This window comes from Thermobifida fusca YX (genome assembly GCF_000012405.1).
GTDB classification, from domain to species: Bacteria; Actinomycetota; Actinomycetes; order Streptosporangiales; family Streptosporangiaceae; genus Thermobifida; species Thermobifida fusca.
Genome location: NC_007333.1, coordinates 1,262,861 through 1,287,597, shown reverse-complemented (window position 1 = coordinate 1,287,597; position 24,737 = coordinate 1,262,861). Strand labels below are relative to the sequence as shown.

The following is a 24,737-nucleotide window of genomic DNA, read 5'->3' as shown; positions in this document are numbered from 1 at the left end:
TGACACCTCGTGAGGTTATCGGTTCACCGCTAGTGGAGGTCAACGTCGCGCAGGAGCCGGGGCGCACCGGTACCGCCCCCGGCTTCCGGGCCCGCCGCGGCGCAACGTGCGGGTAGAGCCGGGATTGGGCCGTTGACCTCGTATCGTGCGGATGCCCGACAGCATCGGGTACCGCGCGGTGGTGTGGCAAGCGTCTCCGGCCGGTGTGTCCTGTTTCGTAGGAGGCCGGGCGTGGATCACTCCATGAGACGCAGCGGGGGACGCTCGGTCTGGGTCGGGGGGATGCGCGCGGTTTTGAGCGCGAACGACATCACGTCGGTGAAGACCGGGGTCGCCGCCTCACCCCCGTAGTACTCGCCTTTCGGGCTGTGCAGGACCACGGAGACCACGAGTTCGGGGTCGTCGGCGGGGGCGAAACCCACAAAGGAGCTGACGTAGCCGCCGCCCTGGTATTTGCCGGTTTCCGGGTTGATCCGGTTGGCGGTGCCGGTTTTGCCGCCGACCCGGTAGCCCTCGACGCGGGCTTGGGGGGCGGTGCCCGTCTCCTCGGTGACGGCTTCCAGCATCAACCGGAGGTCGGCAGCGGTGTCCGCGCTGATCACCCGTTCGCTTTCCGGGTCGGGTGCGGCTTCGAATTCGCCGTCGGCGTCCTCCATGCCCGCGATGAGTGTGGGGGCCACGCGGACCCCGTCGTTGGCGATCGTGGCGTACACGCTGGCCAGTTGCACGGCGTTGACCGACACGCTGTGGCCGAAGGAGACCGACGGCAGGTCAGTGCCGGACCAGTGCTCCGGCGCGGTGAGGATGCCCGTGTTCTCCCCGGGAAGGTCCAGCCCGGTGGGCTGGCCGACACCGAAACGCCGCAGGTACTCGTACATTTTCTCGGCACCCACCTTTTCACCGATCTGGATGGCCCCCACGTTGCTGGAGGTGGCCATGATCCCGTTGACGGTGAGCCGCTGGGTTGGGTGCGGGTTGGCGTCCCGGAACACCTGGTCGTAGCGGCGGATCGAGCTGGGCACGGTGAAGACGGTGTCCGGGGTCACCAGTCCTTCTTCGAGGGCCGCGGCCACGGTGATGACTTTGGCGGTGCTGCCCGGTTCGAACGCGTCCGCCACAGCGCCGTTGCGGCGCTGTTCGGCGCTGACCGCGGAGAAGTTGTTCGGATCGTAGGTGGGGTAGTTGGCCATCGCTCTGATCTGGCCGTCGCGGGTCATCACCACCACGGAGCCTGCTTCCGCGTCGAGCTCCTCCACGCGCCTGTTCAACGCCTGCTGGGCGTACCACTGCAGGTCCAGGTCGAGGGTGAGCCGGACGGTGCGGCCCGGGACCGGCTCCCGGATGAGGCCGCCCGCCATGGGAATCTGGGTGCCGTCGCTGCCCACCTCCACCTGTTGCTGGCCGGCCTCCCCGGCGAGTGTGGAGTCCAGGACGGCTTCCAGTCCTTCCAGGCCGTGGCCGTCGAGGCCCACGAAGCCGACGAGGTTGGCGGCGCCGGTCTCTTCCGGGTAGACGCGCTTGTAGTCGCGTTCCGCGGAGACGCCGTGGAAGCCGAGTTCGCGGATCTCCTTCCATTCTTCGATCGGCACGCCGCGCTGCACGACCTCGTAACGGGACGGGCGGCCGTCGACGCGGGCGTTGAGCTTGGCGACGATCTCCTCGGGAGGCAGGTCGAAGCGGCGGGACAGTTCCTGGACGATCTCTTCGCGCTGGTCGTCGCGTACTTCAGCCGGGTCGAGGAAGACGGTGCGGACCTCCACGGACATGGCGAAGGGCCGCCCCGCCATGTCGGTGATATCGCCGCGCACGGTGGGGATTTCGATGGTGGTGAGACGCAGGTTGGCGGCCGCCTCGGCGTAGTCGTCGGCGTTGAAGCCTTGGATCTGCACCAGCCGGGCCGCGAAAAGGAGCAGCACGGTGCCGAGGATGGCGCCCATGACCCGGATGCGCGGCTGGATCGCGCCGCGGCGGAACCGGCGGCGCAGCGGGGAGCGGATGCTCGGGGCGGGGTGCGGCCGGCGCCCCGCCGAGGCGCCGGTGCGGTTGCGCGGCACAGCGCGTCGCCGCGCCGCCTCGGCGCTCGGCCGGGGAGAGCGCCGTGCAGGCTGCGCGGAACGCGGTCGGTGCCCGTGCCGGCTGCGTGCTGCCGCTGCCGGCCGGCGCGGATCTTTGGGACTGCGGTCGCGCGGTGTGCTCACCGGTGTACTGTTCCCCCCTGCTCAGTGGCCTGCCACAGTGGTGCGGTCCAGTCCGTGCCTGATCACTCGCCGGTGCTGCGTGGGTTTTCGGTGATCTGGCCGCTGTCGAGGTCGAGGAACTGGGGCTCCTCGCCGGGGTACATCCCCATTTCCTCGGCTGCTTTAGCGATCGCCTCAGGCGATTCTGCCCGCATGACCTGTTCGCGCAGGGTCTGCTCCTGCTGGCTGAGTTCCCGGTTCTCCCGTTGCAGGGTGGCGATCTCGAAGGTGTCTTCGGCCAGCACAGCGTGCAGCATCAGCAGGGTGATCATCGCCCCGCCGAGCAGGCCGAGGACAAGGAGCACGAACGGCAGGCGGGGCGCGGACGGGCGGGTGCGCGGCCCGCTCCGGGCCGCCGCGGGGTGTCCGGCGCGCGGCCGCGGCCGGGCCGTGCGGGACGTGCTCTGTGCAGTCTTCGTGCGCTCTACGGTCTTGGTCTCCACTGTGTTCTCCCGGACGCCATCGTGGGTGTGGCTTCCCGTGGGAAGCCCGTGTGCGGGCCCTGGCGGGCCGGTGGTCACGGCTCCCGTGTCCGCTCCGCGGCCCGCAGCCGGGCCGACGCTGCGCGGGGGTTGGCGGCAGTCTCCTGTTCGGTGGGGAGTTCGGCTCCCCGGGTGAGGAGGCGCAGTTCCGGCTGCCGGTCCGGGAGGGGCACGGGAAGTCCGGGCGGGGTGCTGTCGGTGCTCAGCTCGGTGAGGACCCGCTTGGTGATGCGGTCTTCGAGGGAGTGGTAGGACAGCACCACGATGCGTCCGGCTACAGCGAGACGGGAGAGTGCCGCGGGAAGGGCGCGTTCCAGGATGGAGAGTTCGGAGTTGACTTCGATCCGCAGCGCTTGGAAAGCGCGTTTCGCGGGGTGGCCTCCGCTGCGGCGGGCTGCCGCGGGGATGGCGGAGCGGACCAGGTCCGCGAGCACCCCGGTGGTGCGCACCGGTTCTTTGGCGCGCTGCCGCACGATGGCCTGGGCGATCCGGGCGGCGAACCGCTCCTCGCCGTAGACGCGGAAGATCCGGGTGAGTTCGCTTGCGGGATAGGTGTTGACGATGTCGGCCGCGGTGCGCTCCTGGGTGCGGTCCATACGCATGTCGAGCGGCGCATCATAGGAGTAGGCGAAGCCCCGTTCGGCTTCGTCGAGTTGGGGGGAGGACACGCCCAGGTCGAACAGGAGTCCGTGGACCCGGTCGATCCCGAGCTCGTCCAGGATGCGGGGGATGTCGGAGTAGACGGCGTGCACCAGGTCGATGCGGTCCGCGTAGGGGGCGAGCCGCTGCCGGGCGCGTTCCAGTGCGGTGGTGTCGCGGTCCACACCCACCAGGCGGAGGCCAGGGTGGGCACGGAGCAGTGCCTCGGCGTGCCCGCCGAGGCCGAGGGTGCCGTCCACAGCAATCGCGCCGGGCTGCTGGAGAGCCGGCGCGAGAAGTTCCACCACCCGCTCCAGCATGACCGGTACGTGCGCTGGGGCGGGGCTGCCGCGGTGCTGTGGTGCGCTCTGCGGCGCGTCGCCTGTCACTGACGTCTCCCCCCTGTCGTCGCCTCCCCCGTTCCCGCCTGGCCGTCGTTCCCGGACCGGGTGCGACCAGACCTCCAGACACACCTACCGGAAGCGGTCGCGAGGACCCTGCTGGCCACCTGGCGCCGGGGAAGATGCGCCAGGTGAGACCTGGTCGGCCGCGTCTGGAGGCCTGGACCCGACAGAGATGACGGTCGTGACCTCTGGTGTGGCTCGCGGCGCTGCTGATGTGGTGGCGCTGCAGTCCCGTGAGGTCACAGCACCCCCGGCAACACCTCCTCTGCCAGTTCCGCAAAGACCTGCTCCTGCTCGGCCTCGTAGTCGGCCCAGGTCTGGGCGTCCCAGATTTCCAGGCGCGTGTTGGCCCCGATGACCACGCAGTCCCGGTTGAGGCCGGCGTAGGCGCGCAGGTTGGCCGGTATGGTGACCCGACCTTGCCGGTCGGGAAGCTCGTTGGAGGCGCTCGCGAAGAAGACACGGCTGTAATCGCGTACCGCTTTAGCCGTGACGGGGGCTGCGCGGAGGACTTGGGTGATCCGTTCGAACTCCCGGATCGGGAAGACGTAGAGGCAGCGTTCTTGCCCCTTGGTCACCACCAGCCCGCCCGCGAGTTCGTCGCGGTACTTCGCGGGAAGGAACATGCGTCCCTTCTCATCGAGACGCGGCGAGTGCGTGCCGAGAAACATCGTCTTCTTCACTCCCGAGTCACCGCGACGACGCTTTCCTCCACTTGGCTCCACTGTACTCCACTTTCCTCCACCGTCAACAGCAAACCGCCCTCTAAACCCGGAGAAACACGACAAAACCGCAGGTGATACGGGGTGGATGAAGGTGGAGGAACTGTGCGAGCCCTGGTGGTTTCCCGGCCGCGCGCGACCGACACCGGCGCCGCGCCACGGCGTGTCCCCGCCCCGTTCTTGTTTGCAAACCTCCGCTTTGGCCCTAGCCTCGTGTTGGACAGTCACGACATGACGAGGGGGACACGTGTCGCTCGACACCTGGGTGGGCGGTCCCGCCGACAGTCCCGTAGGCGTCAGCGGCCTTCTGGCCCCCGCCCACCGGGTCCGGTCGGCGATCGAAACCGTGATCACCGGAAAACCTGAGGTCATCCGGATCACGCTGACCGTCCTGCTGGCCGAGGGGCACTTGTTGATCGAAGACGTCCCAGGCGTGGGAAAGACCATGCTGGCCAAGGCGTTGGGGCGGGCCGTCGACTGCACAGTGAGCCGGGTGCAGTTCACCCCTGACCTGCTGCCCAGCGACATCACGGGGGTCAGCGTCTACCACCAGCAGCGGCGGGAGTTCGAGTTCCGTCCCGGGCCGGTGTTCGCCAACATCGTGCTGGGCGACGAGATCAACCGGGCCTCCCCGAAAACCCAGTCCGCGCTCCTGGAGTGCATGGAAGAGGGGCAGGTCAGTGTGGACGGGGTCACGCGGCGGCTCGCCAGGCCGTTCATGGTGATCGCCACCCAGAACCCCGTAGACACCGAGGTGGAGGGCACGTATCCGCTCCCCGAAGCGCAGCGGGACCGGTTCATGGCGCGCGTCTCCATGGGGTACCCCGACCCGCGCGCGGAACTCGCCATGATCGACGCCCACGCGGCGCACTCCCCCCTCGACCAGCTCACCCCGGTGACCACGGTCGCCGAAGTGAACGCGATGATCGAACGGATCCGGCGCATCTACGTCGCCCCCGCCATCAAGCGCTACGCTCTGGACCTGGTCACCGCCACGCGGACCACGCCGGCCCTGTCCCTGGGGGCGTCCCCGCGGGCGACGTTGCACTTGGTGCGGGCCGCCCGCGCCTACGCTGCCTTGGACGGCCGCGACTACGTGCTCCCCGACGACATCCAGGCGCTCGCCGTTCCCGTGCTGGCGCACCGCCTGCTGCCCAACCCTGCGCTGCACCGGCCGCCCGCCGAAGTGGTCAATGAACTGGTGGCCCAAGTTCCCATCCCCACCCACAGTTGACGCTTGGTAAGGACACGACCGGGACGGTGGACGTACTGCGTGCTCTCACCCCGCGCGGGTGGACCTTGGTGGCTGTGGGGGCAGCGGTCGGGGTCGGCGCGCTGCTGCTTGCCGAACGCGACCTGCTGCGCGTCGCCGTCCTCGTCGTCTCGCTCCCGCTCGCCAGCCTGGTGCTGCTGGCGGTGAGCGCGCCCCGGCGTGTGACGCACACCCGCACGCTGTCCGCGGCACGCCTCCCCGTGGGGACGGAGTGCCAGGCCACGGTCACCCTGTCCTATTCGGACAACCGGTGGCCGCTGCCCGCCGGGCCGGTCCTCGTCGAAGACCGGCTGCCGCCCGCGCTCGGCGCATCGCCTCGCTTCACTCTGGGACTGCTCCGTCCCGGGGAGCAGCGGACCCTGTCCTATCTGCTGGCTGCGCAGGTGCGCGGCCGCCACTCGATCGGCCCGCTCGTCGTGGGGGTCACCGATCCGCTGGGCTGTGCCCGGCTCACTCGGACCCTCGACCCGCAGACGCCGCTGCTGGTGTTCCCCCGGACCGTGGACCTGCCTGCCGTCCCGCTGCCCGGTACAGCCCTGGTGGACGGCCAGCGGCCCCGCCCGGTGCCCACCGGGCCGGAGGCGGGGACCATGCCCCGCCCCTACCGCCCCGGGGACGATGTACGCCGCGTGCACTGGCGGTCCACAGCGCGGCGCGGCCACCTCATGGTGCGCGGGGAAGAACAGCCCTACCGCGATCGCAGTACCCTTCTCGTGGACCTTCGCGCTGCCGCGCACACCGTCCTCCCCACCGCGTCGTCGCTGGAGGAGACGGTGGCCCTGGCCGCGTCGATCGCGGTCCACCTCGTGGACCGGGGACACCAGCTCAGACTGCTGGGCGTGGCTGCCGCAGCCGCGTCCCCCGCCCACCGCGACGCCGTGCTGGACCTGTTCGCCCTCGCCCAGCCCGTGCCGGAGCCGTCCCTGCTGGCGGAGATCACCCGCCTGTCGCGCAGCCCGGCCGAGGGCCGCGGCGTCCTCGTCGCCGTGGTGGGAGCGCTCACAAGCGACGAAGTCGCCGCCCTCGCGGCCTGCGCGGCCGACCGGACCCGGCCGCGGATCGCGGTGCTTGCGCCGCAGGCCGCGTGGACCGACCAGGAGCGTGACCGTGCCGCAGGCCGCCTCGCGGACGCGGGATGGCGGGTGCTGTGTCCCCATCGGCTCGACGACTTGCCTGACCTGTGGCGGAGTTCGGGGGAGGCACGGTGAGACCCGTCAAGGAGGCGCTTCTAGCGGCCCTGCTCTCGCTCACCACGGCGGCTTCCGCTCTGTGCATGCTCCCCCTCTTGGGACCGCTGTTCGCGGACGCGGACTGGTGGACGCGGCCGGCGAGCGCAGCGGTCACCGTGGCAGCCGCGGGCGCGGTCACCCAGTGGATCCGCGTCCCCGCAGTGGTCACCCCTCTCGTGCAACTGGTGGCGCTGGCCATCACCGTGACCGCGCACGTGCTGCGGGACACCGCACCCTTGGGCATCCTCCCCACACCGGGCGTGGTCGACCAGATCATCGCGCTCGCGTTCTCCGGGGTCGCGGACATTCAGACCCATGTCATCCCGGTGCCGGCCACGGACGGAATCGTCCTGCTGGTGACGTTGCTGCTGGGCGTCCTCACCATTTCTGCCCACTGGATCGCGGTCACCCTCCGTGTGCCCGGTGTGGCCGCGGCCGCCCTGTTGTCCCTGATCGCGGTACCCTTGACCGTCCACCACGAAGGGGTGGACGGGGCCGCGTTCACCTGGGCCGCGGTGGGGTTCCTGCTGCTGTTCGCCGGGGACTCGCTGGTCCGGACCGTCTCCTGGGAGGCGGGGGCGTGGACCGCTGCCGCGGCAGGGCTGTGGGGCCTGGGCGTGACCGGAACCGCCGCGGTCTGCATCGTGCTGGCCCTGCTGGTGCCCGCGCTCCTGCCCGGCGTCAGCAACGGCTCCGTGTTCTCCCTGATCAACCAGTTGCGGTCGGGTGGGCGCACGGTGAGCACCGTGGACCCGCTGACGAGTCTGCGGGGCACACTCACCTCGACCGGGAACCGCCGTGTCCTGGAGTACCGGACCAGCGACCCCGCCCCCGAGTACCTGCGCACCCACGTGCTCGACTCGTTCAACGGGGAAACCTGGACCATGTCCCCGGTCGAAGCCTCCACCAAGGACCTGCTCAACGGGACTATCCCGCACCCGCCAGGGTTCTCCACCGGCTCGGATGCGGAATCGGTGGTCACCGACATCACGATCTCCACCGAGGCGCGGGGTATGGACTTCCTGCCGCTGCCCTACCCCAGCCGGGACGTGCAGGTGAACGGCGAATGGTATGTGGACCCTGAGACGCTCATGGTGTTCTCCCCCAACGACGACGCCGCCGGGCTCACCTACCGGGTCACCAGCATCTCGTCCGTGCCGGACGAGGACGCGCTGCGCGCGGCCCCCGCCGCCACCGCGTTCCGGGTCGACCAGCGGTACGTGGACCTTCCACCGCTGTCGCAGGAGGTCACCCAGCTGATCGAGGAGATCACGTCGGGCGCGGACTCCCCCTTCGACCAGGCGCTCGCGCTGCAAGCGTGGTTCACCAGCGGGGAATTCACCTACGACCTGGACCCGCCCCGGGTCCCCGACAACGCGGACCCGCTCGCCTACTTCCTGCTGGACAGCAAGACCGGGTACTGCCAGCATTTCGCGTCAGCGATGGCGGTCATGGCCCGGTACGTGGGGATTCCCGCGCGGGTCGCCGTCGGGTACACCTCGGGGGAGCGCATCGGCTCCGGGCATTGGATGGTGCGGGAGAGCGACGCCCACGCCTGGCCGGAACTGTACTTCGCGAACTACGGCTGGCTGCGTTTCGAACCCACGCCGGGTGAAGGCCAGCCTAACGCTGCGGTCCCCGAGTACGCTGCGACCGTCCCGGAGCGGGCCCCCGTCCACGAGCCGTCGCCGCACGACTCGGAGCCTGCGTCGCCGTCTGCTCCCGCACCGCAGGACACTCCTGCGCAGCCGTCCGCCCCGGAAGAAACCCGCGAGCCCGCGGAGCCTTCCGCGGCAGAATCCACTCCTGCGCCGGGCACAGGAGCGCCCCGCACGGATGCCGTCCTCACCAACGCCGGGATCGTTGCGGCAGCAGCAGCCCTGATGCTGGTGCTGCCCGCGCTCCTGCGCCGCCTGGTGCGTCTGCTGCGGTGGCGGCGGGCTGCCGACGTGCCCGCACACGTGCGTGCCGCCTGGTCAGAACTGCGCGACGACTTGATCGACCTGGGCTGGGAGTGGAACCCGGCGCACAGCCCGCGCACCGTGGAACGCCTCTTGGTCTCCCAGGGGCGGGTCACCCCGCAGGCTCGGGACGCGCTGCACCGGATCGTGACAGCCGAGGAGACGGCACGCTACGCCCCGCGTCCTCCCGCTGCTTCCCACCTGGCCGACGACTGCCGTACTGTGCGGCGGGCGCTCGCCGCATCGTTTCCCCGCACGTCCCGGATTCGCGCGCTGTTCCTCCCCCGCTCGCTGTGGCAGGCCCCCCACCTGCGCAGCCCGGAGGTTTCGGGCACAGCCGGGCGTGTGGGCCGTGCTCCCCGCCGCGACCCACACGCGTGACGTCACACGGGCGACTGGTCAGCGCCTGCGGGGGTGTTCTTACTGTTCGCCTTCCTGGCGGCGACGCCAGCGTTCTTCCAACCGATCCATCATGCCGGGGCGCTGCTGGCGCTTGGACCCTCTGTCGATGGTGAAAGAGCTGCTTCCGGCGGCACGCCGCCACCCGGACAGCCCCCACAGCGCGCACACCAACATGATGAGGAAGCCGGCAACACTGACCGGTACTGTCTGGAAGACCATGCCTCCCAGGAGGAGGCCGATGCCGGCCACGAAGCCGATCGACGCCTTGATGAGCCGACGCTTGTAGTGGACCTGCGGGTTCGTCTGCCGCACGGTGTGAGCGAACTTCGGGTCCTCCGCATACAGCGCCCGCTCGATCTGTTCGAGCATGCGCTGCTCGTGTTCAGAGAGCGGCACGGCGCCTCCCAAAAGCAGTCCCCGGGTGGGGCAACGGGTGCTGAACAACTATCTGATGGCCAGTGATATGCCCAGAATACGGGGACTTAGCGCTCGGTGAAAAGAAAAGATGTGCGCACGAGCCCCTTCCGTCTACCACAGTACCTTCGACCACACTGGCTTCCACTCGCCTGCCCGCCCTCCCGTCACTCCGGGGAATCGTATTCCTGGTCCGCCTCTCGGACCGCCTCACCCTCTACAACGCTCGCAGGGGGGAAAACCTGCCGCGTCATACGTCATCTTCCTCACATAATGCCAGTGATGCTGGTCGGAGGGCACCGGTTCCGAAACGGCGCACCACTTCGTCTTGCAGCCGCTCCACGGCGCGCCACCCCGGGCCTTCCTCATCCAGCGCCAACTGGTGGTGGACACGGTCGGCACTGACCAGCCCTTCCACCCGCACCCCGACGAGACGCAGCGGGGCGCCCACCAGTCCGGAGGCAGCATAGAGCTCCCGGGCCACCGCGGCGATCTGCCGGGCCACATCGGTGGGCTCCGGCAGGGTGCGGGAACGGGTAACTGTGCTGAAGTCAGCGCGGCGCAGTTTGACCCCCACGGTACGTCCCGCCTGTCCGGAGGCGCGGAGCCGCCGGGCGACTTTCTCGGACAGGCGCAGCAGTTCGCGGCGGATCCGCTCAGGGTCGTGGATGTCGGTGGGGAAGGTCTCCTCCGTGCTCACGCTCTTGTCCGCGGTCTCCGGGGTGACCGGCCGGGGATCGTATCCCCACGCGAGTTCCGCGAGCTGGTTTCCGAGCGCCTGCCCCAGTTCGTGGCGGAGCGTATCAGGCGGGGTCCGAGCCACGTCGCCGACCGTGCGCAGCCCCATGCGCCGCAGCGCCTGCTCGGTCCGCTCCCCCACCCCCCACAGGGCGCCGACCGGCAGCGGGTGCAGGAACGCGGTGACGTGCCGGGTGGGGACCACCAGCAGCCCGTCGGGCTTGCAGCGGGTGGAGGCGAGCTTGGCGACGAACTTGGTGGCGGCGATCCCCACCGAGCAAGTCAACCCTTGTTCTGCGCGCATCCGGGCACGGATGAGCTGGGCGATGTGGAGCGGTCCGCCGCCGAGTCGGCGGTCTGCCCCGGCCACGTCCAGGAACGCTTCGTCCACCGAGAGCTGCTCCACCTGCGGGGTGATCGAACGCAGCAGGTCCATCACGCCGGCGGAGACGCGCCGGTACGTCTCGTGGTCGGGCGGGAAGACCACCGCGTGCGGGCAGAGCCGCAGGGCACGGGACATCGGCATCGCAGAGTGGATGCCGTAGCGGCGAGCCTGGTAGTTGGCGGAGGCGACGACCCCGCGCGGCCCGGTGCCGCCGACGAGCACGGGACGCCTGACGACGTCGGGGTGGCGCAGCTCCTCCACGCTCGCGAAGAAGGCGTCCATGTCGATGTGCAGGATGGTGCAGTCGGCGTCGTTGACGGGGTGACCCTCGTACGGGACAATGCCGCGGTCGGTCATGACCCCGCGCATCGGTTCGCCGCGTTCCAACTGTCGACGACTCATCCCACGCCCTCCTGTCCAGCATGGTAGTGGTGCCGGGGCCGCGGAGCAGGGGTAGTGCGCCGAAGCGGGGGCTAGGCGGGACGCCGCGCCATCACATGCAACTGGGTGGCGATTCGCGACAGTTCCGCGTGGGCGGAGGCTGCCTTCTCTACGGCCAGCAGGGTGTCGGGGGTCTGCGGGTCTTCGAACACGCGGCCGGGCAGGAGGTCGCCGAGGATCCGCACCCCGCGTAGTTCGTGCACTTCCAGACCGGCCTCGCGGACGAGTGCGGTGAGCTGCTCCGCGGTGTAGCGGCGCGGCATGGGGTCGCTCGGCCCCCACCGGCCTTCGTTCGACTGCAGGAGGGCCAGCGCATCGGCGAGGTGCCCGGCCAGCGCCCGGTGCAGGACCGCGGCGACCGCGTTCGTCGCGAGCACGCTGACTGCTCCCCGAGGCTGGGTGATGGAGACGACGTCGCGCAGCGCGGTTAGCGGATCGTCCACGTGCTCGACGACGTTGTGCACCAAGACCAGGTGCGCGGACGCTTCAGGCAGCAGTTCCCGCAGGCCTTCCGCGTCCCCTTGGACCGCGTTCACCCGCACCCCGGCTTCGGCAGCGCGGCGTTCCAACGCTGCCAGGGAGTCCGGGCTGGAGTCGACGACCGTGACCCGGTGGCCGAGTCTCGCGAGGGGCACGGCGGCACCCCCGGTGCCGCCGCCCGCATCGACGATGTTCAACGGCTCGACGAACTCCTCTGCCAGGCGTGCCAGCTCGGCGGTCAACGCCTCCCAAACCACTGCGGTGCGTGCGGCGCTGGAGGCGCGCCCGGAGCTGACCTTGGAGGAGTCCACGTTGAGTCCTTTCCCTCCCGCCCCGCTCGGTGGGGCGACGCTACAGCGACAGTGATGGCTTCTTTTCCATCAGACGGGAGAGCAGACCGTTGACGAAGACCGGCGATTCGTCAGTGGACAGCTCCTTCGCCATCGCCACTGCCTCCGCGATCGCTACCCCGTCGGGAATGTCATCGGCCCACAGCAGTTCGTAGACGCCGATCCGCAGGATGTTGCGGTCCACCACCGGCATGCGGTCCAGTGTCCAGCCGATGGCGTAGGTCTCCAGGAGTTCATCGATCCGCGCGCGGTGCTCGTCCACTCTGGTGGCGAGCTGCTCGGTGAATTCGTTGATCGGCGGTTCGGTCTGCGCCCGGCGGCGCTCGATGACCTCGGAGACCGGTACCCCGCGGACTTCGGCCTCGTAGAGGATCTCTACCGCACGCACTCGGGCCTTGTGCCGTGACCCACGGCGCCGTGACCCACCCATCAGTTGACGCGACCCAAGTATTCGCCAGTCCGAGTGTCGACCTTGACCTTGTCTCCAGTGGTGACGAACAGCGGCACCTGGATGACGGCCCCGGTCTCCAGCGTGGCGGGCTTGGTGCCGCCGGTGGAGCGGTCGCCTTGCAGACCGGGCTCGGTCTCGGCGATCGTCAGCTCCACGGAGGCCGGAAGCTCGATGTAGAGCGGCGTGCCCTCGTTGACGGCGACCGTCACAATGGCGCTCTCCAGCAGGTAGTTGGCGTTGTCGCCGACCACCTCGCGGGGAACGTAGATCTGGTCGTAGGTCTCGGTGTCCATGAAGATGTAGGAGTCGCCGTCCGAGTAGAGGTACTGCATCTCCCTCTTGTCGACGGTGGCGACCTCGACCTTCACCCCGGCGTTGAAGGTCTTGTCCACGATCTTGCCGGTGGTGACGTTCTTCAGCTTGGTGCGCACGAAAGCGCCGCCCTTACCCGGCTTGACGTGCTGGAATTCAACGACGTTCCACAGCTCACCATCGTCGAGCCGGAGGGTCATGCCGTTCTTCAGGTCGTTCGTCGTCGCCACTTCAGTCGTCTCTCTCAGCCAGTAGGGCACAGTTTCGTGGTTCGCGGCCGCGCTCTTGGGGTGCGCGGCTCCCCGACAAGGGATTCGCTATCCGGCCTGCCCGGTCGAATGCGGGCGATTGTGATGAGCTGCCGGAACCGCTCATGGGTGAGTCTAGTCGGTGTCGGGCGCGTCCGGCGCGACGCCACTCACCGCCTGGTAGGCCTGGGCCAGCAGGGCATCGGAGGGACCGGCCAGGATCGCGGGTGCGGCCACGTCGTCGAGGACGACGAAGCGCAGGGTTGCGCCGCGGGTCTTCTTGTCCACCCGGATCGTGTCCCGCAGGGCGGGCCAGGCGTCGGCGCGGTAGCGCACCGGAAGTCCCACCGATTCCAGGATACGGCGGTGCCGGGCCACGAGCGCCGCATCGATCCGGCCGTCCAGGCGGGCCAGTTCGGCGGCAAAGACCATGCCGATGGAGATCGCGTAGCCGTGCCGGAACGTGTAGTTCTCGGCGCGTTCAATGGCGTGGCCGAGCGTGTGCCCGTAGTTGAGGATCTCGCGGCGTCCGCTTTCGCGCAGGTCAGCGGAGACCACCTCGGCTTTGACCGCGATGGCCCGTTCGATGAGTTCCCGCGTGTGTGCGCCGTCGGGCCGGGTGGCGGCCTCCGGGTCGGCTTCGACCAGGTCCAGGATGACCGGGTCGGCGATGAACCCGGCTTTGATGACCTCGGCGAGGCCGCCGATGTAGTCCTCCCGCGGCAGGGACGGCAGGGTGTCGAGGTCGCACACGACTCCGGCGGGCGGGTGGAACGCGCCGACGAGGTTCTTCCCTTCAGCGGTGTTGATCCCGGTCTTCCCGCCGACCGCGGCGTCGACCATGCCGAGGAGGGTGGTGGGCACGAGGATGGCGCGCACCCCCCGCAGCCAGGTGGCTGCAACGAATCCGGCCAGGTCGGTGGTGGCCCCGCCGCCCACGCCCACGATCACGTCGGTGCGGGTGAAGGCAGCCTGGCCGAGCCGAGCCCACAGGTCTGCGGCCACGGAGACGTCTTTGGCGGCCTCCCCGTCCGGGACGGGGAGCGGGAAGACGTCGTATCCGGCGGTGCGCAGGATCTCGCACACGGGCCGGGCCTTCTCCTCCAGGGTGTCGGGGTGGATGACTGCGACCCGCTGGGCGCGCTCCCCCACGAGGGCGGGCAGTTCTCCCAGGATGCCGTTGCCCACGACTACGTCGTAGGGCGTGGAGGTGCCCCCGACTCCGATGCGGGTGACCGTCATGGCTGCTCCACTCGCTGCTGTACGCCTTGGGTGTTCTCCCCCGGGCAACCGGGAGCGCGGGCGGGCATGCGTTCACCGCAGCGCTGTGTGCCGCCCGTGCCGGTTGCGGGGTGGGCTCAATTTCTGTCGGTTGGGGACGGGCCCCGGGCGTGGGGGATGGCGTTCCCCGGTTTCCGCAGGGCCCGTCGGGTGCCGCGATGGCGGACGTTTCAGTCGCCGGCGGCGGGCAGTTCTTTCGCGATCAGTTCGGCGGCCTCTTCAGGGGTGTGCTCGCTCGTGGAGACGGTGAGCGTGGCGAGGCTCTGGTAGATGGGCAGCCGTTCGCGGAGCAGAGCTTTGAGGCGGGCGCGCGGGTTGCCGAGGAGGAGTGGGCGCGCCGTGTCCAAGCCCACTCGCTTGGCCGCGTCGGCGAACTCCACTTCGAGGTAGACGACGCGGTGGCCGGCGAGGTCGGCGCGGGTCTGCTCGTTGAGGATCGCCCCGCCGCCGAGGGCCACGACCCCGGGGTGGCTGGCCAGGGCTTCTGCGACGACCTCCCGTTCCAAGGCCCGGAACGCTTCTTCACCGTCCTCGACGAAGATGTCGCTGACGGTTTTACCGGCGCGCCGTTCGATCTCGGCGTCGGTGTCGAGCAGGTCGACACCGAGTCGCTCGGCGAGGGCCCGGCCCACGGTGGTCTTGCCCGCACCGGGGGAGCCAATCAGGACCGCGAGGGGTCGGCTGCTCATCGGGAACTCCTTGCACTTCCCAGAGGGGCGCGATTACCGGACGATCAGCGAGTCCAGGTAGCCGCGCAGGTTGCGGACGGTTTCCGCGACCGAGTCTCCACCGAACTTCTCCAGGGCGGCGTCGGCCAGCACCAGGGCGACCATCGCCTCGGCGACGACTCCCGCAGCCGGGACCGCGGTGACGTCGCTGCGCTGGTGGTGGGCCTGGGCGGGCTGGCCCGTGCTCACGTCGATGGTGTCCAGGGCCCGGGGCACGGTGGCGATGGGTTTCATTGCGGCGCGGACCCGCAGCGGGTCGCCGGTGCTCATGCCGCCTTCCACGCCGCCGGCCCGGTTGCTGCGGCGGCGGATCCCGTCGGGGCCGACGTCGATCTCGTCGTGGGCGGCGGAACCGCGCCGGGCAGCGGTGCGGAAGCCGTCGCCGAATTCCACGCCTTTGATCGCCTGGATGCCCATGAGGGCCCCAGCCAGCCGCGCGTCGAGGCGGCGGTCCCAGTGGACGTGGCTGCCCAGGCCGGGCGGCAGCCCGTAGGCGATGACTTCGACGACTCCGCCGAGGGTGTCGCCGGTCTTGCGGGTGTCGTCTACTTCGGCGACCATGCGGGCGCTGGTCTCCGGGTCGAAGCAGCGCACCGGGTCGGCGTCGACGCGGGCGAGGTCCTCCGGGGCGGGGATGGGGGCGTCGTCGGGGACGGAGACGCTGCCCATCGCCACGACGTGGCTGACGATTTCCACGCCGAGCGCCTGGCGGAGGAACTGGCGGGCGACTTCACCCAGGGCGACGCGCGCGGCGGTCTCGCGGGCGCTGGCGCGCTCCAGGATCGGGCGGGCTTCGTCATAGCCGTACTTCTGCATGCCCACGAGGTCGGCGTGCCCAGGCCGGGGGCGGGTCAGGGGGGCGTTGCGCGCCACCCCTTCGAGCTCCTCGGCGGGCACGGGGTCGGGGGACATGACTTTCTGCCATTTGGGCCATTCGGTGTTGCCCACCTGGATCGCCACCGGCCCGCCGAGGGTGCGGCCGTGACGGATCCCTCCAATGATGGAGACCTCGTCCTTCTCGAACTTCATGCGGGCGCCCCGGCCGTACCCGGCGCGACGACGGAGCAGGGCGGCGGCGATGTCGTCCGAGGTGACGGACACGCCGGCCGGTAGGCCCTCCAGGATCGCGACGAGTGCCGGCCCGTGGGACTCCCCAGCGGTCAGCCAGCGCAACATGACTCCGATCTTTTCACGTCCTGTCCCGCACAGCGACATCGATCTCACCCTTTGACCGGTTTCCCGCGTGCGGCGGGCGGGGCTAGGCGGCGAGGAGCAGCGGGATCGGGTCGCCGAAAAGGAGGACAGCGAGGGCCCCGCCCACCATGAACGGGCCGAGGGGCAGGTGGCTTTTCAGGCTGGCCCGGCCGAGCAGGACCAGTCCGAGGCCCACGCAGGAGAAGGCGAGGAAGGCGAGGAAGGTGCCGCTGACCACGGGGGTCCAGCCGTCCCAGCCCAAGTAGAGGCCGATCAGGCCGGAGAGGGTGACGTCGCCCCATCCCATGCCGGGCGGGTAGATGGCCCGCAGGAGCCGGTAGAAGCCCCACAGGGCGGCCATGCCGCCGAGGGCGTGCAGGAAGGCGGTGCCGCCGTGGGGGGTGGTGAGGGCAGCGGCCCCGAGCAGGGCGAGGGCGATGGGGTAGGCGGGGCGGACGAGGAGGCGGGGCAAGCGTGTGACCCGCAGGTCGATGCTGGAGAGCAGGGTGCCCCACAGGGCGAGGAAGGCGAGGGCCGCGATTTCGGCGGCGGAGCGGTGCGCGGCGCCGAAGCCGACTGCCGCGAACGCGGCGGCCGCGGCGGCCACGGTGGGCCAGGGGGCGCGGACGGTTTCACCGCCGGGGCCGCGTCCGGTCAGCACGAGCCGCCACGGCAGGGGGGACCAGGGCGGCCAGGGCACGACCTGTCCCGAGCGGGGCAGGGTGGGCGGCGGCGGACCGGGTGAGGCGGGGTCGTCGCTGGGCGGGTAGTCGGGGAACAGCACGACGACGCGCCCGGTGAAGAAGGCGAGCAGGCCGCCGAGGGGGGCCATGGCGAGGGCGAGCGGCAGCGCGGAGGACATGTCCGGCATTCTGCCGCTTTCCCGCCCCCGGCGGCAGCGGGATCCGCGCGGCTGTGGACACCGGGACCGCTGCGGGAGGTGAGATGCGTCTCACCGGTCGCGGCGGGCGCGGACCACTGCGCTCAGCTCGACGCCCCCGGGCAGGATGACGGCGAGTTCGGTAGCGAGCCGTTTGGCTACTTTGCGGATCACTTCGTCGTCGCGCCGCTCCAGTTCCAGCCGGATGCCGATGTCGGCCCGCTCGGAGTCGTGGATGCGGACCCGCTCGATACCGAATTCGGTGTGGGTGATCCGGTAGATCAGCGCGAGAACCTGCGGGTCGTCTTTGGGCTCGGGCACCATGCCGTGCTCGGCGAGGGCGCTCAGGAAGCGGCCTTGGATCGCGTAGGTGACGGGGCCTGCGACGTCGATGACGACGGCGTCGGCTTTGTCTTCGTAGGCGGCACGGCAGGCGTCCTGGGTGGTGACCGGGATGGGCCGGGCGTCTTCCCGCCAGCGTTTGACCGTGTCGACCGAGGTGAAGGCGAGGACACCGCGCCGCCCGTCCTTGCCGATGAGCACGGGCATCGCGACTTCGCTGCGTTTTTCGCGGACGCGGCCGTCGGGGCCGGTGGCGGTTTTCACCGGCCGTGCCACCACAGGGACGAGGAGCCGCGAGTGGCGCAGCGTTTCGAGCACCTGGCGGTCGCCGACCCTGCCTCGGGCATAGGCGTCGAGTTTCTCCCGGACGCGGGGGTCAGCACTGCCGTCGTCGTTACGGAACTGCTGCGCGCCGATAATGGTAGGTCCAGCCACAGTGGTGACTCTACTGCGTAGTGGCGGGTCCCCTGAGTGTACTCCCAGGGAATGCGCGGGTGTCGCGGTCTAGTGCGCGGTGGGGTCGCGCAGTCCGCGTTCGAGGACCGCCAGGATGTCGCGGAGTTGAGCGGTCTGTTCGTCGGTCAGCCGACCGAAGAGGTATTCGCGCACCTGCGCGACGTGGCCGGGAGCGGCGGCCCGCAGCACTTCAGCGCCTTTGTCGGTGAGGACCGCCCAGAAGCCGCGCCGGTCCTCCACGCAGTCTTCCCGGCGCACGTATCCGTCCCGCTCCAGGCGGGCCACCTGGTGGGAGAGGCGGCTTTTGGAGACGAGGACCGTCTCGGCGAGGGTGCGCATGCGCATCCGCCGTCCTTCCGCCTCGAACAGGTGGACCAGGATGCCGTATTCGACCAGGGTGAGCCCGTTCCTGCGCCGCAGGTCCCGGTCGAGCCGCTCCTGGAGCAGGGAGTTGACTGTGAGGAAGCTGCGCCAAAGGCGCTGCTCTTCCTCAGTGAGCCAGTTGACCGCGTCCATGGCGGCCATCGTACTTACGCCTTCTCTCTCCATGCACTCACTTTTTCTTCTCAGGAAGAAAATTCTTCGGATGTTGTTGTATATTAAACAACGTTGTTCCACGGATCCATCCATCACCCCTGGGAGGAAACCACCATGACCGAACAGCAGCTCCCCGCAGGCACGTGGACGATCGACGCCGCCCACTCCGAGGTCGGCTTCAGCGTGCGGCACATGATGGTCAGCCGGGTGCGCGGCCGCTTCGAGAAGTTTGACGCCACGCTGACCGTGCCGGAAGACCCGCTCCAGTCCTCGGTGGTCGCCACCATCGACGCCAGCTCCATCAACACCAACAACGCGCAGCGCGACGAGCACGTCCGCTCCGCCGACTTCCTCGACGTCGCCAACCACCCCGAGTTCACCTTCACCTCCACCGGGCTGCGCCAGGAGGGGGAGAACTTCGTCCTCACCGGTGACCTGACCATCAAGGGCAACACCCGCCCGGTGGAACTGGCGCTGGAGTTCAACGGCTCCACCACCGACCCCTACGGCCTGAAGCGCGCCGGCTTCCACGCGTCCACTGAGATCAGCCGCAAGGAGTTCGGCGTGGACCTCCACATGCCGATGGACGGCGGCGGTGTCGTGGTCGGCGACAAGATCACGATCGAGATCGACGCCGAGTTCACCCTCAAGCAGGACTGACCCTCCTCGACAGGCTTTCTCCAGCGCTCTCGCTATCGTGATGGGGCCGCCGGTGCACACCGGCGGCCCCGCATTCATTCCGCACACGAAAGGACGTCAGCGTGTCTGCCACCCCGTTCTCCCCCGACGTCGTCGCCGCAGTCACGCAGCACATGAACGACGACCACCCGGACGACACCCTGCTCATCGTCCGCGCTTTCGGCGGCTATCCGGAGGCGACTGCGGCGCGGATGACCGGTCTGGACGGCACCGCGGGAGAGTACTCCGCCACCGTCGACGGCCGAGAGGTCGCCGTGCGCATCCCCTGGTCCCAGCCGCTCACCGAACGCGCCCAGATCCGCACCGAAGTGGTGCGGCTGTACCGGGAGGCCTGCGCGCGGCTCGGCGTCGCCCCGCGCGGGGAAGCCCAGGAGGGGACGGAGCACTGAGCTGCCTGGCGCGGTCCCGTGCCCTTGCGACGCATCCGCGGCGCGCTCCACTGCGTCTCATCGGATGACCGGAAAGCGCGCCTGGGCCGCGCCCGGTCACCTACCCTGAGAAGGGCCGACAGTTCGGCCCACCGTTCCTGGAGCGTCGCTTCCCGATGACAGTTCCCCAACCCTCTGACCCTGAGTCGCCCACCCGCAAAATCGAGGCGGTCGAGCCGACCGTCCAGCTCACCCCCTCGGAGCCGGGTGTCACCCGCAAGCTCACCGCGCTGCTGCGGCCCGGCGCCACGCGGCGCCTTCCCGCGGCCGAGCCGCGCACCGCGGTGCTGACCAGGCCGGTGCGGCGCCGGGGAAGGCTGGGGCGGCTCGCCTGGCGGGTACTGGAAGGACCGGCCAGCGAAGTCGAATACCGGATCCCTGCGGAGCTGCGGGAACGCTACACCGTCCAGGAGTATGTCGGCGCGGGCGGCGAGGCGGTGGTCTACCGGGCCGTGCCGGTGGGCCGCGACGGACCGCCGATCGCGCTCAAGCTGTACCGGTCCGGACACGACATCAACCGGGACCTGCTGGACCGGATCAGCGCCCTGGGCACGGTCAGCCCGCACATCCCCGTGCTGCACGGCTACGGGTATGCCCGCGCTCCGTGGGGGGAGGAGATCGCCTGGGAGGCGCAGGAGTACTTCGCGCTGGGCTCGCTGCGCACCCTTATCGACCAGGCCCCGCTCCCCGACGACCAGGCCCGCGCCGTCATCGCGGCCCTCAGCGATTGCCTCGGCTACTGGCAGCAGTCGCTGAACTACAACCACACCGACGTCAAACCGGAGAACCTGCTGATCCGCTCCCTGGATCCTCCGGTGTTCGCGCTGACCGACTTCGGCGGAGCCGTCCGCGCGACGATGAGCCAGATCTACGGCGGGCAGGCCATCACCGAGGCCTACGCCGCGCCCGAGGTGATCGAAGGGCGCCGGGAAGCCCCGGCCGCGTGGTGGTCGCTGGGGGTGATCGCGCACGAGCTGGTCACCGGGCAGCGTCCCCCGCGCAGCGGCAACTGGTTGACGGCCCGCAGTACCGCGGTGGACCTCTCCGCGGTCGCCGATGAACGCTGGCGGCTCCTGATCCGCGGCCTGCTCACCCCGGACCCTAAGACGCGCTGGGGTGACGCCCAGGTGCGCCAGTGGCTGCGCGGGGAGCGCCCCAGCGTGGCCCGGCCGCGCAAGCACCGGCCCATCACATTCGAAGGCGTGGCGCACGAGGACCCGCCCAGTCTCGCCTTCGACTTGATGGACCGGTTCGATAAGGGGGCGGTGTGGCTGCAACGCCGCCACCAGGAGGTGGAGACGTGGCTGTCCCGCGAAGTCCACGACCTCACCTTCGACCCGGCCCCGCTGAAGCAGCTCCGCACCCGCCCGGAGCGGGCGCACGTCGCGATCAGCGCCCTGGCCGCCCAGTACGTGCCAGGGCTGCCCCCGCGCTACCGGGGCCACCAGATCACCGCCGAAGGCGTCTTGGAGCTCGCCCGCGGGGAAAGCACCCAGCAGGCGGTTCTGCGCGAGGCGATCGAGTGGGGGGCCGTGCAGTCGGCGGCTCGGCACTGGTGCACCCACCCGCGGTGCCGCAGCCACGAAACCCGGCGCTGCCAGCTGCTGGAACTGGTGCACCACGAGGTTCCGCTCATCATGCGGCAGGTGCGGGCCACCGTGGACGGGCTGGCGCAGACACCCGACTTCACCCCGCCGGAAGAACACGACTGGGATGCGGCCTGGGCGCGCGCCGCCGAACTCGTCTTGGACCCCGAGGCCGCGGCACGCTACCGGCGGCTGCTGCTGACCCGCTCGTGGCTGCCCGGCCGCTACGGTGATGCTGCCCGCGCCCGGTGGTGGACCGAGCAGCGCACGACTGCGCTCCGCGGCGACCGCACGGCCCGGAGCACCCGGGCGGCCCTGGTCACCGCGGTCCTGCTGCTGCCCAGCGCGGTGCAGGCGGGGGCCGCGCAGCGGGCCCGGGCGGCGACCGAGTCCCGGGAGCGGCGCCAGCAGCGCTGGGAGCGGTTCACCTCGTCGGTCGAGTCCCGCTGGTCGGCGACGCGGGCTCGGCTGGCCCGGCAGTGGGAGAAGCGGCGTACCGGCCCGTTCGAATGGCATACGCCGGAGGCGCGGGAGGAGCGGCGGCGCCGCCGGGAAGCGCGGCGGATGGAGCGCGGGATGGCGCGGCTCCAGCGGGCCATGGCGGCGGGCCGCTGCCGCCGTTTCGCCCGGCCCGCGGCGCTGGCCGGGCTGCTGGACGGGTGCGGGCTGTGGCTCTGGGAGTCCCAGGGCGGCCTGTTCACCGACCAGGAGTGGGTGGTGACCGCGTTCGGGTGGGCGGAGGCGATCCGCGACAACAGCCTGGTCACCTTGGCCGCCCAGCTCTGCTCGTCGCTGCTGGAGCTGCTGCCGGGCGGGATCGGCCTGGTCTGGTGGTTCCCGGTCCTGCTGGGGGTGCTGCTGTTCGCCTTGGGGCGGACCGCGGCCAATCAGCACCGCAGTGCCCGCACCCGGCTGGTCGCCTACCGTCTCGCGGTGGTCGCCAGTGTGCTCGTCGTGGTCAGAGCACTGGCCCACGGGCTGTTCTTCCTGTTCATGGGGGTGCTGATTCCCGCCGCGCTCTTGGCCGGCTGAGCTGGGCTGCGGGGGTGCCGAAAATCTAACCAAACTCTTGTGGAACACAATGTGCCTGGTAGGCAGCCCAGAGTAACTGACCGCCCCCGGCCACCCCGGTTTCCGGGAAGCGGAAAAGGGTTATATTCGCAAACGGTTCGTCAGCCCCACAAATCGGAGAACTGGTGCAGAAAATGGCCGAGGGTTCGCATTCCGCTATCACGTTGGAAGCGGGAAAGTACCGCGCCACAGTCGACCCGCTCGGTGCCGCCCTGCGCACGCTGCACTGGGGTGAGCGGGAACTCGTCTGGGGATACCCGGAGGGCCGCCCCCAACTCGCGCAGGGACAGATCCTCCTCCCCTGGCCGAACCGGATCGACCACGGTCGGTACTCCTTTGGCGGGACCACCTACCAACTGGAGATCACCGAACCGGAACTCGACAACGCGATCCATGGGCTGACCAGCACACTCCTGTGGCAGCCGAGCCAGATCACCGCGGACTCGGTCCGTTTCACCCTTGCGTTCGACGGCGCGCCCGGCTACCCCTTCCGCATGGAGTTCTGGGTGTGCTACAGCCTCGACCCCGACCACGGGCTGCACGTCCGCATCGGGGCGCAGAACACGGGGGACGGCCCGGCACCCTACGGCCACGGCAGCCACAACTACCTCACTCTGGGACTCCCGGTCGACGAGGTCACCCTGCAGCTTCCCGCCGCGGAATGGCAGCCCGTCAACGAGCGGATGATCCCCACAGGACCGGTCCGCTCCGTGGCCGGCACCGACTACGACTTCCGCACTCCCCGGCAGGTCGGCCCCACCGTCTTGGACACGGCGTTCACCGGCCTGCGCTTCGACGAGGCGGGGCGTTCCTGGACGGTGCTGAGCGCCGGGGAGCTGTGCGTCGGCCTCTGGGCCGATGACAGCCACCCGTGGCTCCAAGTGTTCTCCGCCGACTATCCCGGCCCGGAACGCCGCCGCCATCTGGCTGTCGAACCGATGACCTGCCCGCCCAATGCGTTCGTCACCGGAACCGACCTGATCGTGCTGGACCCGGGGCAGAGTATCGAGTCGTCCTTCGGCATCACCTCTACCCCGGAGTGACGCGGCACGTCATGCGGGGCGTCCGCGGCTCCGGGGCTCCTAGGTCAGGATCGAGGTCAGCGCCAGGACGATGATCGTCAGCCACAGCAGAGTGATGACGATCCGGTCGATCCGGCTCTGATGGCGGTACTTCCTTCCCCAATGTTTGGAGCCCATGTCCTTAGGACGTTTCCGCTCCACGGAAGGTTCTCAGTTTCGGCCAGGTTTTTACCTCGTTATGACAGGAATTGAAGGATCCCTACCGCCCTGGCCGGGGCCGGGACGCCCGCGGACTCAGCCGCGGCTGGGTTCTGCTGCTTCGCCGCGCTCCCGCAGGTGGTGCCGGAACTCTTCGAGGTAGGCCCGGGCCAGTTCCCCGTCGTTGCTCTGGATCCCCATCACCGCCAGGGTGGAGCCGTCGGCCAGGTCGATACTCGGCCACGGCTCCCCCACCGGCATTCGGGCGTCGATGATCTCCGGCCACACCAGGACGTGGGTGCGGATCACATTGACCACGGTCACCCGGTGCTCGGTCAGCTCGAGCCGGGGCCGGGCCAGGAAACGCAGCCCGCCCCCGATCAGCGCGCCCACCAGGATCAGCGAGATGCGGTCCTGGATCCCCCAGTTCGGGGGCATGATGACGGCGAGGAACACCATGGTCGCCATGATGAGCGCGGCGAGTCCGTAGGCGACGATGCGGAGGTTGCGTGGTCGGAAGGTCACCGGCAGCGCACGCGGCGCCTGCCGGTTCATCCCGTTCACCATGCCCCTGTCTCCCGCATCCTGGATCGGCACGCCTGGCTTCCCCTCTGTGCTCTTCTTCCGTCACGTGGTTGTCGGCCGCGGCCGTCCGTCCCGTTGTCCTCGTGCGTCCCGGAGTTTGCGGAGCACGAGGGCGGTGTCGAGTGCCGCTACCGCAGCCTCCCATCCCTTGTCTTCCTTGCTGTCCGGGAGGCCGGCACGGTCCCGTGCCTGTTCCAGGGTGTCACAGGTCAGTACTCCGTTGCCCACGGGGACCTCGGTCCGCAGCGCCACCTCGGTCAGCCCGTGGGTGAAGGACTGGCACACGTAGTCGAAGTGGGGGGTGTCGCCGCGGATAACCGCGCCCAGCGCCACGACGGCGTCGTGGGTGCGGGCCAGTTCCTGGGCGACGACGGGGATCTCCACGGCTCCGGCGACCCGCACCACCGTCGTCTCGGCCACCTTGCACTGTTCAGCCGCGGCTAGGGCCCGCTCCAGCATCGGTTCGACGACTTCGGCATTCCACCGGGTGGCGACCACCCCGAGGGTCAGCCCTTGGGCGTCTACCGTGTACTCAGGCCGTCCAGCTCCGCTCATCGTTACT

The 24,737-nt window shown here is 70.0% G+C and carries 25 protein-coding genes; 7 read left to right on the top strand and 18 right to left on the bottom strand.

Going from position 1 to position 24,737, the window contains the following annotated elements; genetic code table 11:
• Positions 1 to 236: 236 nt before the first annotated feature.
• The 4 genes from TFU_RS05515 to mraZ all read right to left on the bottom strand — a co-directional run bounded on the left by TFU_RS05515 (position 237) and on the right by mraZ (position 4,433).
• Positions 237 to 2,198, bottom strand: coding sequence for a peptidoglycan D,D-transpeptidase FtsI family protein (locus TFU_RS05515; RefSeq protein WP_011291551.1), 1,962 nt, complete (start codon positions 2,196 to 2,198; stop codon positions 237 to 239).
• 62 nt (positions 2,199 to 2,260) lie between these two features.
• Positions 2,261 to 2,680, bottom strand: a complete 420-nt coding sequence (locus tag TFU_RS05510; RefSeq protein ID WP_011291550.1) for a hypothetical protein — start codon at positions 2,678 to 2,680, stop codon at positions 2,261 to 2,263.
• 74 nt (positions 2,681 to 2,754) lie between these two features.
• Entirely contained in the window at positions 2,755 to 3,747 is a 993-nt protein-coding gene (gene rsmH, locus TFU_RS05505; protein ID WP_011291549.1) for a 16S rRNA (cytosine(1402)-N(4))-methyltransferase RsmH, read from the bottom strand.
• Positions 3,748 to 4,001: 254 nt separating this feature from the next.
• Positions 4,002 to 4,433 carry a division/cell wall cluster transcriptional repressor MraZ gene (gene mraZ / locus TFU_RS05500; protein WP_011291548.1) on the bottom strand — a complete coding sequence of 144 codons (432 nt, stop codon included), beginning with the start codon at positions 4,431 to 4,433 and terminating at the stop codon, positions 4,002 to 4,004.
• Positions 4,434 to 4,731: 298 nt separating this feature from the next.
• On the opposite strand from mraZ, the gene TFU_RS05495 reads away from it, so the two are divergent.
• The 3 genes from TFU_RS05495 to TFU_RS05485 are packed head-to-tail and all read left to right on the top strand — an operon-like array spanning position 4,732 to position 9,328.
• The gene (locus TFU_RS05495) at positions 4,732 to 5,718 is read left to right on the top strand and encodes an AAA family ATPase (protein ID WP_011291547.1); all 987 of its coding nucleotides are present in this window, start codon (positions 4,732 to 4,734) and stop codon (positions 5,716 to 5,718) included.
• 26 nt (positions 5,719 to 5,744) lie between these two features.
• Positions 5,745 to 6,965 carry a DUF58 domain-containing protein gene (locus TFU_RS05490; RefSeq protein WP_041427850.1) on the top strand — a complete coding sequence of 407 codons (1,221 nt, stop codon included), beginning with the start codon at positions 5,745 to 5,747 and terminating at the stop codon, positions 6,963 to 6,965.
• On the top strand, positions 6,962 to 9,328 hold the full coding sequence (locus TFU_RS05485; protein ID WP_011291545.1) for a transglutaminase TgpA family protein: 2,367 nt from the start codon (positions 6,962 to 6,964) through the stop codon (positions 9,326 to 9,328). The genes TFU_RS05490 and TFU_RS05485 overlap by 4 nt, the downstream gene beginning before the upstream one ends.
• A 39-nt stretch (positions 9,329 to 9,367) precedes the next feature.
• On the opposite strand, the gene TFU_RS05480 is transcribed toward TFU_RS05485, so the two are convergent.
• The 11 genes from TFU_RS05480 to TFU_RS05430 all read right to left on the bottom strand — a co-directional run bounded on the left by TFU_RS05480 (position 9,368) and on the right by TFU_RS05430 (position 18,574).
• A complete protein-coding gene (locus TFU_RS05480) occupies positions 9,368 to 9,745 on the bottom strand; it encodes a DUF3040 domain-containing protein (protein ID WP_011291544.1) in 378 nt (125 codons plus the stop codon).
• Between the two features lie 268 nt (positions 9,746 to 10,013).
• Positions 10,014 to 11,288, bottom strand: a complete 1,275-nt coding sequence (locus tag TFU_RS05475) for a DNA polymerase IV (RefSeq protein WP_011291543.1) — start codon at positions 11,286 to 11,288, stop codon at positions 10,014 to 10,016.
• Positions 11,289 to 11,359: 71 nt separating this feature from the next.
• A complete protein-coding gene (locus TFU_RS05470) occupies positions 11,360 to 12,118 on the bottom strand; it encodes a methyltransferase domain-containing protein (RefSeq protein ID WP_011291542.1) in 759 nt (252 codons plus the stop codon).
• A 40-nt stretch (positions 12,119 to 12,158) separates the two neighbouring features.
• Complete coding sequence (gene nusB, locus TFU_RS05465) at positions 12,159 to 12,587, bottom strand: transcription antitermination factor NusB (RefSeq protein WP_011291541.1); 429 nt, start codon at positions 12,585 to 12,587, stop codon at positions 12,159 to 12,161.
• The gene (gene efp / locus TFU_RS05460; protein ID WP_011291540.1) at positions 12,587 to 13,150 is read right to left on the bottom strand and encodes an elongation factor P; all 564 of its coding nucleotides are present in this window, start codon (positions 13,148 to 13,150) and stop codon (positions 12,587 to 12,589) included. Before efp ends, nusB begins: the two co-directional genes overlap by 1 nt.
• Before the next feature lie 153 nt (positions 13,151 to 13,303).
• Entirely contained in the window at positions 13,304 to 14,410 is a 1,107-nt protein-coding gene (gene aroB, locus TFU_RS05455; protein ID WP_011291539.1) for a 3-dehydroquinate synthase, read from the bottom strand.
• Between the two features lie 209 nt (positions 14,411 to 14,619).
• Positions 14,620 to 15,138, bottom strand: coding sequence for a shikimate kinase (locus TFU_RS05450; protein ID WP_011291538.1), 519 nt, complete (start codon positions 15,136 to 15,138; stop codon positions 14,620 to 14,622).
• A 33-nt stretch (positions 15,139 to 15,171) separates the two neighbouring features.
• Positions 15,172 to 16,353: a chorismate synthase gene (gene aroC / locus TFU_RS05445; RefSeq protein WP_011291537.1), complete on the bottom strand. Its 1,182-nt coding sequence runs from the start codon at positions 16,351 to 16,353 to the stop codon at positions 15,172 to 15,174.
• Between the two features lie 82 nt (positions 16,354 to 16,435).
• Complete coding sequence (locus TFU_RS05440; RefSeq protein ID WP_011291536.1) at positions 16,436 to 17,242, bottom strand: prepilin peptidase; 807 nt, start codon at positions 17,240 to 17,242, stop codon at positions 16,436 to 16,438.
• A gap of 81 nt (positions 17,243 to 17,323) precedes the next feature.
• Entirely contained in the window at positions 17,324 to 18,028 is a 705-nt protein-coding gene (locus tag TFU_RS05435; protein ID WP_011291535.1) for an SseB family protein, read from the bottom strand.
• A 69-nt stretch (positions 18,029 to 18,097) separates the two neighbouring features.
• Entirely contained in the window at positions 18,098 to 18,574 is a 477-nt protein-coding gene (locus TFU_RS05430) for a MarR family winged helix-turn-helix transcriptional regulator (RefSeq protein WP_041427845.1), read from the bottom strand.
• 126 nt (positions 18,575 to 18,700) lie between these two features.
• Here TFU_RS05430 and TFU_RS05425 point away from each other — a divergent pair, with 126 nt between their 5' ends.
• The 4 genes from TFU_RS05425 to TFU_RS05410 all read left to right on the top strand — a co-directional run bounded on the left by TFU_RS05425 (position 18,701) and on the right by TFU_RS05410 (position 23,413).
• On the top strand, positions 18,701 to 19,246 hold the full coding sequence (locus tag TFU_RS05425) for a YceI family protein (RefSeq protein WP_011291533.1): 546 nt from the start codon (positions 18,701 to 18,703) through the stop codon (positions 19,244 to 19,246).
• A gap of 101 nt (positions 19,247 to 19,347) precedes the next feature.
• Complete coding sequence (locus TFU_RS05420) at positions 19,348 to 19,674, top strand: DUF2470 domain-containing protein (protein WP_011291532.1); 327 nt, start codon at positions 19,348 to 19,350, stop codon at positions 19,672 to 19,674.
• A 155-nt stretch (positions 19,675 to 19,829) separates the two neighbouring features.
• Positions 19,830 to 22,331, top strand: a complete 2,502-nt coding sequence (locus TFU_RS05415) for a protein kinase domain-containing protein (protein ID WP_011291531.1) — start codon at positions 19,830 to 19,832, stop codon at positions 22,329 to 22,331.
• Between the two features lie 173 nt (positions 22,332 to 22,504).
• Positions 22,505 to 23,413, top strand: a complete 909-nt coding sequence (locus TFU_RS05410; RefSeq protein ID WP_016188478.1) for an aldose 1-epimerase family protein — start codon at positions 22,505 to 22,507, stop codon at positions 23,411 to 23,413.
• A 39-nt stretch (positions 23,414 to 23,452) separates the two neighbouring features.
• On the opposite strand, the gene TFU_RS16025 is transcribed toward TFU_RS05410, so the two are convergent.
• The 3 genes from TFU_RS16025 to ribH form a co-directional block, all read right to left on the bottom strand.
• Entirely contained in the window at positions 23,453 to 23,593 is a 141-nt protein-coding gene (locus TFU_RS16025) for a hypothetical protein (RefSeq protein WP_155983531.1), read from the bottom strand.
• Between the two features lie 93 nt (positions 23,594 to 23,686).
• A complete protein-coding gene (locus TFU_RS05405; RefSeq protein WP_011291529.1) occupies positions 23,687 to 24,157 on the bottom strand; it encodes a PH domain-containing protein in 471 nt (156 codons plus the stop codon).
• Positions 24,158 to 24,217: 60 nt separating this feature from the next.
• Positions 24,218 to 24,730 (bottom strand): 6,7-dimethyl-8-ribityllumazine synthase, encoded by a 513-nt coding sequence (gene ribH, locus TFU_RS05400; RefSeq protein WP_011291528.1) that lies wholly within the window; start codon positions 24,728 to 24,730, stop codon positions 24,218 to 24,220.
• Between the last annotated feature and the right edge of the window lie 7 nt (positions 24,731 to 24,737).